Source organism: uncultured Jatrophihabitans sp., from assembly GCF_964251945.1.
Classification (GTDB): Bacteria; Actinomycetota; Actinomycetes; order Mycobacteriales; family Jatrophihabitantaceae; genus Jatrophihabitans.
On sequence record NZ_CAXULP010000008.1, the window covers coordinates 99,970 to 115,417 of the forward strand.

The following is a 15,448-nucleotide window of genomic DNA, read 5'->3' on the forward strand; positions in this document are numbered from 1 at the left end:
GAGTCGATCAAACAGGACGCCCCAGCCAAGACACGGCCGCCGCCTATCGTCGATGCGGTGTCCGAGCCGTCTCTCGCCGAGCTGCGCGCGCGCCTCGACGACGTGACGCTGCGCGACGCCGCCCGGCTGCGGCGCCGGCTCGACGCCGTCCGCCGCCGCCCGGATCCGGTCGAGGTCGGCCGGATCGCCCGGCAGCTCGACACCGCGACCGCGCTCGTCGACGGGCGCCGCGCGGCCGTCCCCGCGATCGTCTACCCCGATCTGCCGGTCAGCGCGAAACGCGACGACATCGCCGCGGCGATCCGCGAGCACCAGGTGGTCGTCGTCGCGGGGGAGACCGGCTCGGGCAAGACCACGCAGCTGCCCAAGATCTGCCTCGAGCTCGGCCGCGGCGTGCGCGGCACGATCGGGCACACGCAACCGCGCCGGCTGGCCGCACGCACCGTCGCGCAACGCATCGCCGACGAGCTGTCCGTGCCGCTCGGGGACGCCGTCGGCTACACCGTCCGCTTCACCGATCAGGCGGGCGAGCGCACGCTCGTCAAGCTGATGACCGATGGCATCCTGCTCGCCGAGATCCAGCGCGACCGCCGGCTGCTGCGTTATGACACCCTCATCCTCGACGAGGCGCACGAGCGCAGCCTCAACATCGACTTCCTGCTCGGCTACCTGCGCGAGCTGCTGCCGCGCCGCCCGGACCTCAAGGTGATCGTCACCTCGGCCACCATCGAGCCGGAGCGCTTCGCCCGGCACTTCGCCACCGCGGCCGGCGAACCTGCGCCGATCGTCGAGGTGTCCGGCCGCACCTACCCGGTCGAGATCCGCTACCGCCCGCTCGTCCCCGACCGCCCGCTCGTCCCCGACCTGCCGCAGGACGCGTCCGCTCCGGAAAGTCGTCCTCGCCCGGACGCTCCATCGGCCGACGACACGCGGACAACTCGGGAAGGGCTGGTTCGCGATCAGACCGAGGCGATCGCCGACGCGCTGCGCGAGCTCGCCGCGCAGCCGCCCGGCGACGTGCTGGTCTTCCTGTCCGGCGAACGCGAGATCCGCGACACCGCGGAAGCCCTGCGCGCCGAGCCCGAGCTGGCTGACGTCGAGGTGCTGCCGCTCTACGCGCGGCTGTCCACGGCCGAGCAGCAGCGAGTCTTCGAACCCCACGCCGGTCGCCGCGTCGTGCTCGCCACCAACGTGGCCGAGACCTCGCTGACCGTGCCCGGCGTCCGCTACGTCGTCGATCCGGGCGTCGCGCGGATCTCCCGATACAGCCGGCGGACGAAGGTGCAGCGCTTGCCGATCGAGCCGATCTCGCAGGCCTCCGCCGCGCAGCGCGCCGGCCGGTGCGGACGGGTCGCGGACGGCGTCTGCATCCGGCTCTATTCGCAGGCCGACTTCGCCGCGCGGCCGCCGTACACCGATCCGGAGATCCTGCGCACGAACCTCGCCGCGGTGATCTTGCAGATGGCCGCGCTGCAGCTCGGCGACGTCGCCGACTTCCCCTTCCTCGACCCGCCGGACCGGCGCAGCGTGCGCGACGGCGTCGTGCTGCTGCAGGAGCTCGGCGCCTTCGACGCGGGCGGCGCGCTGACCGACGTCGGCCGCCGGCTCGCGCAGCTGCCGGTGGATCCGCGCATCGGCCGGATGATCCTGCAGTCCGCCGAGGAGGACTGCGTGCGCGAGGTGCTGGTGCTCGCCGCCGCGCTGTCGATCCCCGACCCGCGCGAGTGGCCGGCCGATCAGCGGGACGCGGCCCGGCAGAAGCACGCGCGCTTCGACGACGAGCACTCCGACTTCGTGTCCTTCCTCAACCTCTGGCGGCATCTGCGCGAGCAGCGTCAGGAGCGTTCGGGCAACCAGTTCCGCCGGATGTGCCGCGAGGAGTTCCTGCACTACCTGCGCGTGCGCGAATGGCAGGACCTCACCGGGCAGCTGCGCTCGATCGCCCGCGACCTCGGCATCGTGGAGAACTCCGCGGCCGAGCCGGCCGAGCCGGCCGAGCCAGCCGAGCCGGCCGAGCCGGCCGAGCCGGCCAACGCCGCGCGCGTGCACAACGCGCTGCTCGCCGGCCTGCTCAGCCACATCGGCCTGCGGGAGGGGGACGGCGAGTCGCGCGGCGCCCGCGAATACGCGGGCGCGCGCAACTCGCGGTTCGTCCTCGCGCCCGGCTCGGCGCTGAGCAAGCGGCCGCCGCGGTGGGTGGTCGTCGCCGACCTGGTCGAGACGAGTCGACTGTTCGGCCGGGTCGCAGCTCGAGTCGAGCCTGAGGCGATCGAACGGCTCGCCGCCCACCTCGTACAGCGGACGCACAGTGAGCCCCACTGGGACGCCCGGCGCGGCGCCGCGATGGCCTACGAGCGGGTGACGCTGTACGGCCTGCCGGTGGTCGCCCGTCGCCGCGTCGGCTATGCGGCCGTCGACCCCGAGACATCGCGCGAGCTGTTCCTCCGGCATGCCCTCGTCGAAGGCGACTGGCAGACCCGGCACCACTTCGTCCGCGACAACCAACAGTTGCGCGCCGAGCTCGAGGAGATCGGAGAGCGCGCCCGCCGCCGCGACCTGCTCGCGACCGACGACGACGTCTACGACTTCTTCGACCGGCGGGTGCCCGCGGACGTCGTGTCCGCGCGGCACTTCGACGCCTGGTGGAAGAAGGCTCGGCATCAGACCCCGGACCTGCTCACCCTGACCCGCGACGACCTGCTGCGCGGCGACGAGGAGAACGCCGCTGTCGACGGCGCAGCGCCGCAGAGCTGGCGGGCCGGCGACCTGGAGCTGCCGGTCACCTATCGCTTCGAGCCGGGCGCCGACGACGACGGCGTCACCGTGCACATCCCGGTCGACGTGCTCGCCCGGCTCGGCGGCGACGACTTCGCCTGGCAGGTGCCGGCGCTGCGCGAAGAACTCGTGATCGCCTTGCTGCGCTCGCTGCCGAAAGAGCTCCGCCGCGCGTTCGTGCCGGTGCCGGACACCGCCCGCGCACTGCTGGCCGAGCTGACGCCCGGGCAGGAGCCGCTGCTCGCCGCGCTGCAGCGCGAGCTGCACCGCCGCACCGGCGTGCTCGTCCCGCTGGACGCCTTCGACCCGGACAAGCTGCCGAGCCACCTGCGGGTGACCTTCGCCGTCGAGGACGCGGCCGGCGGCGAGGTCGCGCGCGGCAAGGACCTGCCCGCGCTGCAGGAGAACCTCGCGGCGCCGGTGCGTGCCGCGGTGGCCGCCGCGATGGCCGGCCCGGACGCCGGCGCGGTCGCCGGCCCGGACGCCGGCGCGGACGCCGGCGCGGTCGCCGGCCCAATCGCCGCCAGTGTCGAGCGGTCGGGGCTGACGACGTGGCCGGCCGATCTCGACGAGCTGCCGCGCAGCGTCGAACGGCGCAGCGGCGACCACCTCGTCCGCGGCTATCCCGCCCTCCGCGATGAAGGCGGGTCGGTCGCGGTGCGGGTGTTCCCGACCGCCGCCGAGCAGGCGTCGACGATGCGCCTCGGCGCGCGCCGGCTGCTGCGGCTGGCCGTGCCTTCGCCGGTCAAGGCCGTCGAGCGGTCGGTCGGCACCCGGTCGCGGCTCGTCCTCGGCGCCAACCCGGCCGGCTCGCTGGCCGCCCTGATCGACGACTGCGCGGACGCGGCGGTGGACGCGCTCGTGCCCGCCCCGCCGTGGACGGCCGCCGAGTTCGACGCGGCGCGCCGCCTGGTCGCCGAGCAGCTCGTCGGCGAGACGACGGCGGTGCTGCGACTCGTCGAGCAGGTGCTCGGCGCCGCACACGAAGCGCGCCTCGCGCTGCCCGCCGACCCGCCGCCGTCCCAGCGCGAGGCCATCGAGGACATCCGCGGTCAGTTCCGCCGTTTGCTGCCGGCGCGATTCGTCGCAGCCACCGGCCGGGCCCACCTGCGCGACCTCGCGCGGTGGGTCACCGCGATCAGCCGGCGGCTGGAACGGCTGCCGCGCGACGTCGACACCGACCGCGCCCGAATGCTGCGCGTGCACACCGTTCAGGACGCCTACGACGAGCTCATCCGCGCCCTGCCGGCGGCGCGGGCCGGGGCCGAGGACGTCCGCGACATCGCCCGGCTGATCGAGGAGCTGCGGGTGAGCCTGTGGGCGCAGCAGCTGGGCACCGCGCGGCCGGTGAGCGAGCAGCGCATCTACCGCGCGATCGATGGCGTCGTGCTCTGAGCCGAGGCCTACTCGGCGAGTTCCTCGTCGAGGTCGACGTCCTCGGCATGCACCTTGTCCGGGTGCAGGAACACGAACCGCTTGTAGGCCCAGAAGCGGAACAGCGTGCCGATCGCGATGGTGGCGAGGTTGACCACCAGCACGGTGGTGCTGGCGTGGTCGAAACCCAGCGGGTAGACGAACAGCGCGATCGCCAGCTCGGAGAAGACGAGCGTGATCGCGTTGATGCCGAAGAAGAAGGCCGTCTCGCGGCCGATGCTGGTGCGCGCGCGATGCGAGAACGACAGGTTTCGGTTGCCGAAATAGGCGAACGTCGTGGACACGACGGTGGACAGCGCCTTCGACTTCAGCGCGCCCCAGTGCTCGGCGTGCGTCAGCCAGGTGAAGATGCCGATGTCCATGGCGAACGCGAGCGCGCCGACCAGGCCGAACGCGGCGATTTCCTTGGCCAGGATCCGCCACGAGCCGCGCAGCCGCGCGCGCAGCGACGGCGCACGCAGGTCGGTCACCACACGGCGGACGATACCCGGGTGACGGCGCGCGCTCCCGACGCCGCACAGCCGGGCCTAGGCTTCGCAGCGTGGACGAACGCACCGGGCTGCCCGTCGTCGGCATGATCGGCGCCGGCCAGCTGGCGCGGATGACCCACCAGGCCGCGATTCCCCTGGGCCAATCGCTGCGGCTGCTCGCCGACTCGCCGGACGACGGCGCGGCGCTGGTGGCCGCAGACGTCGAGGTCGGCGACTTTCGCGAGCTCGCCGACCTGCGCCGATTCGCCCGCGGCTGCGACGTCGTCACCTTCGATCACGAGCACGTCCCCAACGAGCACATCGCCGCGCTGGAAGCCGACGGCGTCGCCGTGCACCCCGGCTCGGCCGCGCTGCGGTACGCGCAGGACAAGCTCGCCATGCGCGAACGGCTGAGCGCAATGGGCGTCCCCGGCCCGCGCTGGGCGCCGGTGGCGACCCGCGCCGACCTCGAACGGTTCGGCGCGCGGGTCGGGTGGCCGTTGGTGCTGAAGGCCGCGACCGGCGGCTATGACGGCAAGGGCGTGTGGGTGGTCGACACAGCCGACGACGCGGCAGACGTCCTCGCCGCCGGCGTCCGGCTGCTGGCCGAGGAGAAGGCGCCGATCGCGCGCGAGCTGGCCGCGGTGATCGCCCGCTCGCCGTTCGGCCAGGGCGCGGCCTGGCCGGTGGTCGAGACGGTGCAGCGCGACGGGATCTGCGTCGAGGTGCTGGCGCCGGCGCCCGACCTGGACGAGGACGTCGCCGAGCAGGCCCAGGCGCTCGCGCTGCGCATCGCCGCCGAACTCGGGGTCACCGGCGTGCTCGCGGTCGAGCTGTTCGAGACGCGGGACGGCCTGCTCGTCAACGAGCTGGCGATGCGCCCCCACAACAGCGCGCACTGGACGATCGAGGGCGCGCGCACCTCGCAGTTCGAGCAGCATTTGCGCGCGGTCCTCGACTACCCGCTCGGCGCGCCGACGCCGACGGCGCCGGTGACGGTGATGGCCAACCTGCTGGGCGGCGCGGACGACGTCGTGCCGAAGGGCATCGACGAGCGCGTCCACCACAGCATGGCCCGCTGGCCGGACGTCAAGATCCACCTGTACGGCAAGCAGCTCCGGCCGGGCCGCAAGGTCGGCCACGTGACCGCGCTCGGCGTCGACCTCGCGACGGTGCGCGGCCGCGCCCGGGCCGCCGCCGACTATCTCATGCACGGCGACCTGAACAGCGACGCGAACGCCGCCGGCGCATGAGCGTCGGCGTGATCATGGGCAGCGATTCGGACTGGACCGTGCTGTCCGCGGCCGCCGACGCGCTGGCCGAGTTCGACGTCGCGCACGAGGTCCGCGTCGTCTCCGCGCACCGCACCCCGCTCGACATGGCCGACTACGCGCGGCAGGCGGCCGGCCGCGGTCTGCAGGTGATCATCGCCGGCGCCGGGGGAGCGGCCCACCTGCCCGGCATGGTCGCCGCGCTCACGCCGCTGCCGGTGATCGGCGTGCCGGTGCCGCTGCGGCACCTCGACGGCCTGGACTCGCTGCTCTCGATCGTGCAGATGCCGGCCGGCGTGCCGGTGGCCACCGTGTCGATCGGCGGCGCGCGCAACGCCGGCCTGCTCGCGGTGCGCATCCTCGCCGTGGCCGACCCGCGGCTGGCGCAGCGGATGGTCGAGTTCCAGGCCGGGCTCGCCGACGCCGCCCGGGCGAAGGACGCCGCGCTCCAGGATCGCCTGCGCACTCCTGCCGACTGACCCAATCGCAAGTTGTCCTCGCTTCGTCGTGTCGGACGCCGAGCAAGCGAGGACAACTTGGCGGGTGGCGCTGATCCGTACAGTGGCCGCAATGACGCTGGCCTCGGTACGGGCGCGCTTCCGCTCCCGGCGGTCGCGGGTCGCCCTGCTTGTGGTGCTGGCGCTCGTCGTCGCCGGCGTGGTGGCCGGCGTCGTCTCCTCCGCCGGCGGTGTGCGGGTCCGCAGCCAGCTGATCGCCGCGACCCCGGAGGACGGCCGGCCGGTCGACCTCGACACGTCGCTGTACCTGCCGGAGACGACGCCGGCGCCTGCGGTGCTGCTCAGCCAGGGGTTCGGCGGCGACAAGTCCGGCCTCGCCTCGACCGCGAAGCTGTACGCCAGCGACGGCTACGTCGTGCTCGCGTACAGCGCCCGCGGGTTCGGCCGGTCCGGCGGCGACATCCACTTCGCGGCGCCGGACTACGAGGTGCGCGACGGCGTCAAACTCCTCGACTACCTCAGCACGCTTCCGCAGGTGAAACGCAAGGACGGCAGGCCGCTTATCGCCACGGCCGGCGCCTCGTACGGCGGCGGCCTGTCGCTGCTGATCGCCGCGGCCGATCACCGGGTCGGGGCCGTCGCTGCGGACATCACCTGGAACGACCTCTCGCACGCGCTGTTCCCGAACTTCGGCGCCAGCTCGCCCGGGGTGTTCAAGAAGCTGTGGGCCGGCGAGCTGTTCGGCAACGCCTACCCGAGCGGCGCCGGCGCCGGCGGCGTGCTGCGTGAGCTGGTCGGCGGCCGGCAACGGGCTGCGCCGGCAGGCCCGTCGACAAGCAGCTGCGGCCGCTTCGCGCCGGACGTCTGCGCCGCCTACCAGGCGTCCGCCGCGGCCGGCACGCCCAACGCGGCGATGACCGCGATCATGCGCGCAGCGAGCCCGGCTGCCGTGCTCGGCAGCATCGACGCGCCCACCCTGCTGACCCAGGGCGAGCAGGACTCGCTGTTCCCGCTGAGCGAGGCCGACGCCACCGCGCGCGGCCTGGCCGCGCACGGCACGCCGGTGAAAGTGGTGTGGCGGCCGGGCGGCCACGACGCCGGCGGCACGTCGATCAATCTGACGACCGCCGCCGCGGTGGACTGGTTCGGCGCGGTGTTCGGCCGTGGCGTCACCCGCACGCAGCCGTTCCGCTTCAACCAGCAGGCCGGCGCGGTGTCCGCCGAGACCGGCGACGCGTCGCAGCAGACGCTGCAGGCCGACGGCTACCCGGGCGTCGCCGGCACGCCGCGGCACACCACGGCGGTGCGGCTGGCCGGGCCGCCGCAGACGATCTCCTCGCCCGGCGGCGGATCGCCCGCGGTGATCACCAGCATTCCTGGCCTGGGCGGGCTGTCCAATCGGTTCGACCAGGCGCTGACGCTGCTGCCGTCCGCGCCCGGCCAGACGGCGACCTTCGTGTCGGCCAAGCTGTCGAAGCGGCTGTCGATCGCCGGGCAGTCGAGCGTCTCAATCGTCGTCACGACCAAGACGTCGACGGACGCGACGCTGTTCGCCGGCCTGCGCGACCTCGCTTCCGACGGCGCCGACACGTTGCCGTCCCAGCTGGTCTCGCCGATCCGGCTCACCGGTCTGACGCCGGGGACGCCGACCACCGTGCAGGTCCGGCTGCCGTCGTTCGTCCGCAACGTGCTGGCCGGGCACCGCCTGGTGCTGACGCTCAGCTCGACGGACTTCGCCTACGCCGTGCCGCAGGACGCCCGCGACTACACCATCGCGCTCGCCGCCGGCGGCGCGGCGGTCTCGGTTCCGACGGTCTCGGGCAAGCCGGTCGGGGCCGGCCACCCGTTCGCCTGGCTGATCGTCGGCGCTGTGCTCGCGCTGTTGATCGCCGGCGCTGTCGTGCTCGTCATCCTGCGCCGTCGCCGGGTGCTGCGCCGTCGCCCTGAGCTCGCCGACGTGCCGGTCAGCATCGACGGGCTGGTCAAGGAGTACCGCGGCGGCTACCGGGCCGTCGACGACGTCTCCTTCCGCGTCGAGAAGGGCCAGGTCGTCGGGCTGCTCGGCCCCAACGGCGCGGGCAAGACGACCGCCCTGCGGGTGCTCGTCGGGCTGATCCGGCCGACGGCCGGCGAGCTGCACGTGTTCGGCGAGCCGGTGTATCCAGGCGCGGCGGTGCTGGCCCGGATCGGCGCGTTCATCGAAGGCCCCGGCTTCCTGCCGCACCTCACCGGTCGGGAGAATCTGCGGCTGTTCTGGGCGGCGACCGGCCGGCCGGTCGGCGCGGCCGAGTTCGAGGTCGCGCTGGACATCGCCGGGCTCGGCGCGTCGGTGGACCGGCGCGTCCGCACCTACAGCCACGGCATGAAGCAGCGGCTGGGCATCGCGCAGGCGATGCTCGGGCTGCCCGAGGTGCTGGTGCTCGACGAGCCGACCAACGGCCTCGATCCGCCGCAGATCGCCGAGATGCGCGAGATGCTGCAGGACTACGCCCGCACCGGCCGCACGGTCGTGGTGTCCAGCCACCTGCTCGCCGAGGTGGAGCAGACCTGCACGCACGTCGTCGTCATGCACAAGGGACGCCTCGTCGCGGCCGGCTCGGTCGCCGAGATCGCCGGCGGCAGCGGGGTGCAGCTCGCCGTGCCCGACGCGGAACAGGCCGTGCTGGTGCTGGCCGCGGCCGGCATCACCCCGGAACTCGTGCCCGCCCGGCGCGCGCTCGAGGACGTCTTCCTCGGCCTGATTGGAGGCGACGAGTGAGATTCCTTTCGGGACCGCTGTCATGCCCTGTGGACGCCATGGCGCGCACAGGGCATGACAGCGTGGGAGCGCGGCCATGAGCGACCGCGAGTTGTCGCGCACAGCGGCCACCCGGCGAGGGGTGCACGCGCGCCTGGCCGAGCTCGACGCGGGCCGCGCGCCGGACTTCGACCCGGGCCGCACGCTGCGGCTGCGGGTCGAGTTCGCCCGCCAGCTGCGGCGGCGGCGCACCCAGATCGTCTTCGGGCTGCTGATCGTGCTGCCGGTGATCATCGCGATCGCGTTCCAGGTCGGCGGCGGCGCGGGCAGCGGCGCGCCGCAACTGGTCAGCCTGGCCACCGCCGGCGGCTACAACTTCGCCGTGTTCACCGAGTTCGCGGCTGTCGGCTTCCTGCTGGTCGTGGTCGTCGCGCTGTTCTGCGGCGACACGGTGGCCAGCGAGGCGAGCTGGTCCTCGCTGCGCTATCTGCTCGCCCAGCCGGTGCCGCGCTCGCGGCTGCTCCGGCAGAAGATCATCGTCGCCGGGCTGATGTGCGTCGCCGCGAACCTGCTGCTGCCGATCTGGTCGTTCGTCGTCGGCGGCCTGTTCTTCGGCTGGGCGCCCGCGCGCTCGCCCGTCGGCGGCACCTTCGACTTCAGCCAGTCATGGTGGCGGATGCTGGTCATCGTCGGCTATGTCTGCATCCAGTTGGCGACGTACGCCTCGCTCGCGTTCCTGCTCAGCGTCAGCGTCGACAACCCGCTCGGCGCCGTCGGCGGCGCGGTGATGCTCGCGGTGATCTCGAGCATCCTCGACCAGATCACCGCGCTCGACCCGTACCGGCACTACCTGCCCTCGCATTTCAACGCCGCGTGGGTGGACGTGCTGAGCTCGCCGGTCCGATGGGACGACATGATCCGCGGGTCCGGGTTGTCGCTGATCTACACCGCGGTCTTCCTCGGGTACGCGTGGGTGCGCTTCGACCGCAAGGACATCACCTCGTAGGCCCGCACCCGCGACTTGTCCTCGCTTCGTCGGCCGGTAGGCCGACGACACGCGGACAACTTTGCGGAGGATCGGGGCGGCGCGAGTCACACCGGGCGCAGGCTCAGGCCGGGCCGATGCGTCAGGTGCGTCAGGCCTGACGCGTCAGGCGGTGCCGACGGCGCGGCGCGCGCGGTAGGCGGCGACGTTCATCCGGTTGCCGCAGCTCGCGTCGCAGAAGCGGCGGGACCGGTTCTTCGACAGGTCGACCAGCACGTCGTCGCAGTTGTCGGCAGCGCAGGTGCGCAGCCGGTCGAGCTCGCCGGCCCGCACGACGTCCACCACCGCCATCGCCGCCTCGACGGCCATCCGGTCGGCGAGCGATTGATCGGCCGACGTCGCGTGCAGGTGGTAGGGCCAGTCGTCGTGCCGGATGAGTTGGGGAAGCGCGCGGCCCTCGCGCAGCAGCGTGTTGACGATCCGCACCACGCCGTCCTCGTCGGCCACCCACAGCTCGCGCAACCGTGGACGCAGCGCCTGCACGGCCGCCAGCTCTGCCCGGGTGCGCCGGTGCGATCCGGTCCAGCTCCACTCCGCCACGAAGGCGGCGAGCTCGGCGACGGTGTCCAGGCCGCCGTTCGTCTCGGTGTTCACCAACGCCGCGGCAGCCGCCAGGGCCATTTCGGTGTCATGGGCGAAAAGCACTTTGACCCCTGTCGGCCGGCTCGCTACGGTGTCATGAGCATACGGTTGTTTTGCTAGTTACGACGGAGGAAGAGCGCGATGCCGGCGACGCGGTCCGGGCTGGGCCTGGCGGTGCTGTCGGCGGCGACCTTCGGCACGTCGGGGACGTTCGCGTCGTCGTTGCTGGCCGCCGGCTGGTCGACCGGCGCCGCGGTGACCGTCCGAGTGGGCGTCGCGGCGCTGCTGCTGACCGGGCCGGCACTCGTGACGCTGGGCGGGCGGTGGGCGCTGCTGCGCAGCGGGCTGCCGTCGATCCTGGCGTTCGGACTGGTCGCGGTCGCCGGCTGCCAGCTGTGCTACTTCAACGCCGTCAAGCACCTGTCCGTCGGCGTCGCGCTGCTGCTGGAGTATTCGGGGACGGTGCTCGTGGTGGGCTGGATGTGGTTGCGGCACCGCCAGCGGCCCCGGCGGCTGACCGCGGCCGGCACGGTGCTCGCGATCGTCGGGCTGATGCTCGTCCTCAACCTCACCGGCCACCAGCGCGTGGACGCGGCGGGCGTGCTCTGGGGCCTCGCCGCGGCGGCCGGGCTCGCCGTCTACTTCGTGGTCAGCGGCCGGGCCGACGACCCGGTGCCGCCGATCGTCACCGCCTGGGCCGGCATGACCGTCGGCGCGCTGGCGCTGCTCGGCTGCGCGGCGACCGGCGTGCTGAGATTCACCGCGTCCACGGCCGACGTGGACCTCGCCGGCGCCCGGGTCAGCTGGCTCGTGCCGGTCGCCGGGCTGGCCGTGGTGGCCGGCGCGCTGGCCTACGCGGCCGGCATCGGCGCGGCGCGGCGGCTCGGCCCGCGGCTCGCGTCGTTCGTCGGGCTGGCCGAGGTGCTGTGCGCGGTGCTGATCGCGTGGCTGCTGCTCGGCCAGCGGCCGTCGCTGCTGCAGGCGCTCGGGGGCGTCGTGGTGCTGGCCGGCATCGCCCTGGTCCGCGCCGACGAGCAGGTCCCCGCGCGAACGTCCAGCCCTGACCAGGTGACCGGCGCGGTACCCGTCAACTGACGCTGTCGAGGGTTCCGATCACCCGTCAGGGGTCGAGCTCGATGCGGACGGAACGGAACTGCTCAACTGTCGCCGCGAGCACGCGCAGCTTTGGGTCCTTCACCTGCAGCCACGGCCTGGACGGCGCCGGCAGGCTCGCGAGCCGGCGATCGGCCAGCACGGCCCGCACGGCCTCGCGGTCGCCCCCGGCGACCAGCGCGTCGAGCCGTCGGCCGCCGAGCACCCGCACGGCGGCGTCCGCGGCGTCGGCGAACGCGGCGTCGGCCTGGTTCGCGCGGCGGCGGGCGTAGCGCTGCTGCGACCACCCGCCGGCCTTCGTGCCGCCCTGGACGTAACTGGAGCCGACTTTCGAGGCGATCAGCGCGACGCCGGCGAACAGGCCGACCGCGTGGCCGCCGCGGCGGACCAGCAACACTCCGACGGCCCGCTCGCGCAGCGTGTGCGCGACAAGGTCGCCGTCGAGCGGCGGGAACGGCGCCTCGAGCACCGCGCGGTCGCCGTCCGCCCCGACCAGGGTCACGGCGTCGGCCGTCTGCGTCCGCTCGACCGGGCCGTGCCGCTCGGCGAAGCCGGCCAGCCAGCGCTCGAGCCGCTCGGCGGCGACCCGCACCTCCCGCACCGGCACGTGCCGACTGTAGAAGGTCGGCGTCGGCGTCGGCGTTGGTCTTGGCCGCGTAGCGGGCCGACTCACCGCGGGCCGACTCGCTGCGGGACTTGTCGCCGCGGGGCCAAGACTGGCGATCCGTACGCTCGTCGGATGCTGTTGGCACCACCGCGGGGACGCTGAATGCCGTCGTTCACCTTCGAATCCGGCAACGCGGCTGGGTTGCGCCGGCTGCCGCTCTACCTGCTGGGAGCGCTGGCCACGCTGCTCGTGCCGCGCAGCCCGCGGCTGTGGGTCTACGGCTGCGGAATCGGCCCAGGCGAGGGCGCCCTGCCGTTGCTGCGGCTCGCGCGGGCGCAGCTGCCGGCGGTGCGGCATGTCTGGCTCGCCACTACCGACGCCGAACTCGTCCGCGCCCGGGAGCTGGGTCTCGACGCCGTCGCGAAGCTCTCCTGGCGTGGGTGGTGGCTGACGACCCGCGCGCGGGTGCTGGTCGTGACGCACGGCCTGGGCGACGTCAACCGCTACGGCGCGCGCGGGGGGTTCGTCGTCCAGCTGTGGCACGGGATCCCGCTCAAGCGCCTGCACCTCGACGCCCCCGTGGCCCAGGCCGCCGGCTCCCGCCTCGGCCGGCTCGTGGTGCGTCGCGGCTACCGAGCGGTCGGCCGGCAGATCGACCTCTTCCCGGTGGCCTCCGAACCCGTCGCCGACCGGGTGGTGAGCGCGTTCGGCGTCCGGCCCGGCGCGGTGGCGGTGACTGGCGACCCACGCGACGACGTCCTGCTGCTCGGCGACGACGCCACTCGGCGGACGGCCGCGCGTCGGCTGCTGGTCGACGCGCTCGGGCCGTTGCCCGGCGCCGGCCCGGTCGTGATGTACGCGCCCACCTGGCGCGACGGCGCGCCGGATCCGGGCGCGCCGTCGGACGCCGACTGGGCGGCGATCGCGGCATGGCTGGACCGCGTCGACGGCACGCTGATCGTGCGCAACCACCCGCTGGGCCGGGCCGACTATGGCGGCGGCCCGGCGACGTCGAAGCGGGTGCGGCTGCTCGAGGCGGCTGCCCTCGCCGACCTCACGCCGGCGCTGCCCGGCGTCGACCACCTGGTCACCGACTACTCCTCGGCCGCCTTCGATTTCGCGCTGATCGACGGCACGACGGTCTACCTGGCTCCCGACATCGCCGGCTACCTCGAGTCGCGGGGCCTCTACGAGCCGTACCGCGAGTTCTCCGGCGGCCGGCACGTCCCAGACTGGCCGGCCGCACTGCGGCAGCTCGACGAGCTGGTCGACCCGACGTCGGACGCCGCCCGGCAGGCGCGCGCGCACGCCCGCCGGGTCCGCGGCGACCATTTCGACCACCTGGACGGCCGGTCGACCGAACGGGTGCTCGCCGAGATCCGCCGCCGGCTCGGAGCCGCCGGCGATGCGGCGCGCGGTGTCGACGGTGTCGGCGGTGTCGACGGTGTCGGCGGTGTCGACAGCGGGCCGCAGCCGCGGCCCGTCGTCCGCGCCCTCGAGATCGGCGAGACCGAGCTGCGGGTCGAGCTGGACCGGCCGGTCGGACATGCCAGCCTGGACGGCCCGCGCCAGCGAGTCGCCGCGGAGGTAGCCGGCGCGGACGTCAACGGCACGGTGCTGCGGTTCCCACTGTTGGTGACGCGCTGGGGCGTCCCGGACCTGGCGCTGCCGGCCGGCCGCTACCGGCTGCGCCTCGACGACTCGCGCCGCGTGCGAGTGGCGCTCGACCCGCTGCCGGCCGTGTTGCGCCGGCTGTTCCGGGCGAGCGCGCACGCCGTCGACGGCGGCGTCGAGCTGCACATCGCCGCGCCGCTCACCGACGACGAGCGCGAGCCGGCGACGCAGCGCGCGCTGCGGCTCGCCGCCCTGCGCCCGCGCCGACGACGCGAGCGGGCGGTCTATTTCGAGAGCTTCTACGGCCGCTCAGCCTCGGACAACCCAGCGGCGGTCGACCGAGTCCTGGCGCGCGAATTGCCGGACGTCCGGCGTTACTGGAGCGTTGGCGACCGGTCGGTCGCGGTGCCCCACGGCGCAGTGCCGCTGGTCGAGTACAGCCGGGAGTGGTGGCGGGTGCGCGCCGAGGCCCGGGTGTACGTCATCAACGACTGGCTGCGCTGGACCCATCGGCGGCGGCGTCGGCAGCGGGTGCTGCAGACCTGGCACGGCACGATGCTCAAGCGGCTGGCGCTCGATCGCGCCGAGCACACGCCGCGCCAGCGATTCGCCGCCGTGCGACAGAGCCTGCGATGGAACGCGCTGCTGGCGCAGAACGACTACAGCGCACGGATCTTTCGCAGCGCCTATGCCTTCCGCGGGCCGATCTGGACGACCGGCTATCCGCGCAACGACGTCTTCGCCGATCCGACGCGGGCGGCGGGCGTGCGCGCCATCGTCGGCATACCCGAGGGTATGCGAGCGGTGCTCTACGCGCCGACATGGCGTGACGACCGCACCGGGCTGGTCGACTACCTCGACCTGAGCGCCTTCGCCGACGCTTTGCCCGACGGACACGTGCTACTCGTGCGCGGGCATTCCCGTACCTTGGGGTATGGCGAGGACTTGCACGGTGCGCGGTTGATCGACGTGACGAGCTATCCGGACGTCGCCGACCTGATGCTCGTCGCTGACGTGCTGGTCACCGACTACTCGTCCGTGATGTTCGACTTCGCGTCTACCGGCAAGCCGATGGTGTTCTACACCCCCGACCTCGCGCACTACGGCGACGTCGTACGCGGCTTCTACTTCGATCTGCTCGCCGACGCGCCGGGGCCGGTCGTCGAGACTCGCGCCGATCTGCTCGCCGCCATCGCCGACGCGCCCGCAGACGTCGAGAAGCACGCCGAGCGCTACGCGGCCTGGCAGGCGAAGTTCGCGCCGCACGACGACGGGCGCGCCGCCGAGCGCGTCGTCCGCCGAATGGTCGACGACGGCTGGTTCGACTGAGTCTCGGCCCGCG

10 protein-coding genes are annotated in these 15,448 nt (G+C 73.7%); 7 read left to right on the forward strand and 3 right to left on the reverse strand.

Annotated features, from left to right (window positions below; all coding sequences use genetic code 11):
* Window positions 1-57 precede the first annotated feature (57 nt).
* Window positions 58-4,170, forward strand: a complete 4,113-nt coding sequence (gene hrpA / locus ACFFBG_RS15330) for an ATP-dependent RNA helicase HrpA (RefSeq protein ID WP_375480229.1) — start codon at window positions 58-60, stop codon at window positions 4,168-4,170.
* Between the two features lie 8 nt (window positions 4,171-4,178).
* Here hrpA and ACFFBG_RS15335 read toward each other — a convergent pair whose 3' ends face one another.
* Window positions 4,179-4,682: a GtrA family protein gene (locus tag ACFFBG_RS15335; RefSeq protein ID WP_375480231.1), complete on the reverse strand. Its 504-nt coding sequence runs from the start codon at window positions 4,680-4,682 to the stop codon at window positions 4,179-4,181.
* Window positions 4,683-4,750: 68 nt separating this feature from the next.
* Here ACFFBG_RS15335 and ACFFBG_RS15340 point away from each other — a divergent pair, with 68 nt between their 5' ends.
* The 4 genes from ACFFBG_RS15340 to ACFFBG_RS15355 all read left to right on the forward strand — a co-directional run bounded on the left by ACFFBG_RS15340 (window position 4,751) and on the right by ACFFBG_RS15355 (window position 10,151).
* On the forward strand, window positions 4,751-5,932 hold the full coding sequence (locus tag ACFFBG_RS15340) for a 5-(carboxyamino)imidazole ribonucleotide synthase (protein WP_375480233.1): 1,182 nt from the start codon (window positions 4,751-4,753) through the stop codon (window positions 5,930-5,932).
* The gene (purE, locus tag ACFFBG_RS15345; protein ID WP_375480235.1) at window positions 5,929-6,429 is read left to right on the forward strand and encodes a 5-(carboxyamino)imidazole ribonucleotide mutase; all 501 of its coding nucleotides are present in this window, start codon (window positions 5,929-5,931) and stop codon (window positions 6,427-6,429) included. Before ACFFBG_RS15340 ends, purE begins: the two co-directional genes overlap by 4 nt.
* A 91-nt stretch (window positions 6,430-6,520) precedes the next feature.
* Window positions 6,521-9,166, forward strand: a complete 2,646-nt coding sequence (locus tag ACFFBG_RS15350) for an ATP-binding cassette domain-containing protein (protein WP_375480238.1) — start codon at window positions 6,521-6,523, stop codon at window positions 9,164-9,166.
* Between the two features lie 76 nt (window positions 9,167-9,242).
* Entirely contained in the window at window positions 9,243-10,151 is a 909-nt protein-coding gene (locus ACFFBG_RS15355) for an ABC transporter permease (RefSeq protein WP_375480240.1), read from the forward strand.
* A gap of 144 nt (window positions 10,152-10,295) precedes the next feature.
* Here ACFFBG_RS15355 and ACFFBG_RS15360 read toward each other — a convergent pair whose 3' ends face one another.
* Complete coding sequence (locus ACFFBG_RS15360; protein ID WP_375480242.1) at window positions 10,296-10,835, reverse strand: CGNR zinc finger domain-containing protein; 540 nt, start codon at window positions 10,833-10,835, stop codon at window positions 10,296-10,298.
* 78 nt (window positions 10,836-10,913) lie between these two features.
* Between ACFFBG_RS15360 and ACFFBG_RS15365 the strand changes: the two genes are divergently transcribed.
* A complete protein-coding gene (locus tag ACFFBG_RS15365; RefSeq protein ID WP_375480244.1) occupies window positions 10,914-11,867 on the forward strand; it encodes a DMT family transporter in 954 nt (317 codons plus the stop codon).
* Window positions 11,868-11,892: 25 nt separating this feature from the next.
* Here the strand turns inward: ACFFBG_RS15365 and ACFFBG_RS15370 are convergent, their stop codons facing one another.
* Window positions 11,893-12,492: an acVLRF1 family peptidyl-tRNA hydrolase gene (locus tag ACFFBG_RS15370; RefSeq protein ID WP_375480246.1), complete on the reverse strand. Its 600-nt coding sequence runs from the start codon at window positions 12,490-12,492 to the stop codon at window positions 11,893-11,895.
* 162 nt (window positions 12,493-12,654) lie between these two features.
* Here ACFFBG_RS15370 and ACFFBG_RS15375 point away from each other — a divergent pair, with 162 nt between their 5' ends.
* Window positions 12,655-15,435 carry a CDP-glycerol glycerophosphotransferase family protein gene (locus tag ACFFBG_RS15375; RefSeq protein WP_375480248.1) on the forward strand — a complete coding sequence of 927 codons (2,781 nt, stop codon included), beginning with the start codon at window positions 12,655-12,657 and terminating at the stop codon, window positions 15,433-15,435.
* The last annotated feature ends 13 nt before the right edge of the window (window positions 15,436-15,448 follow it).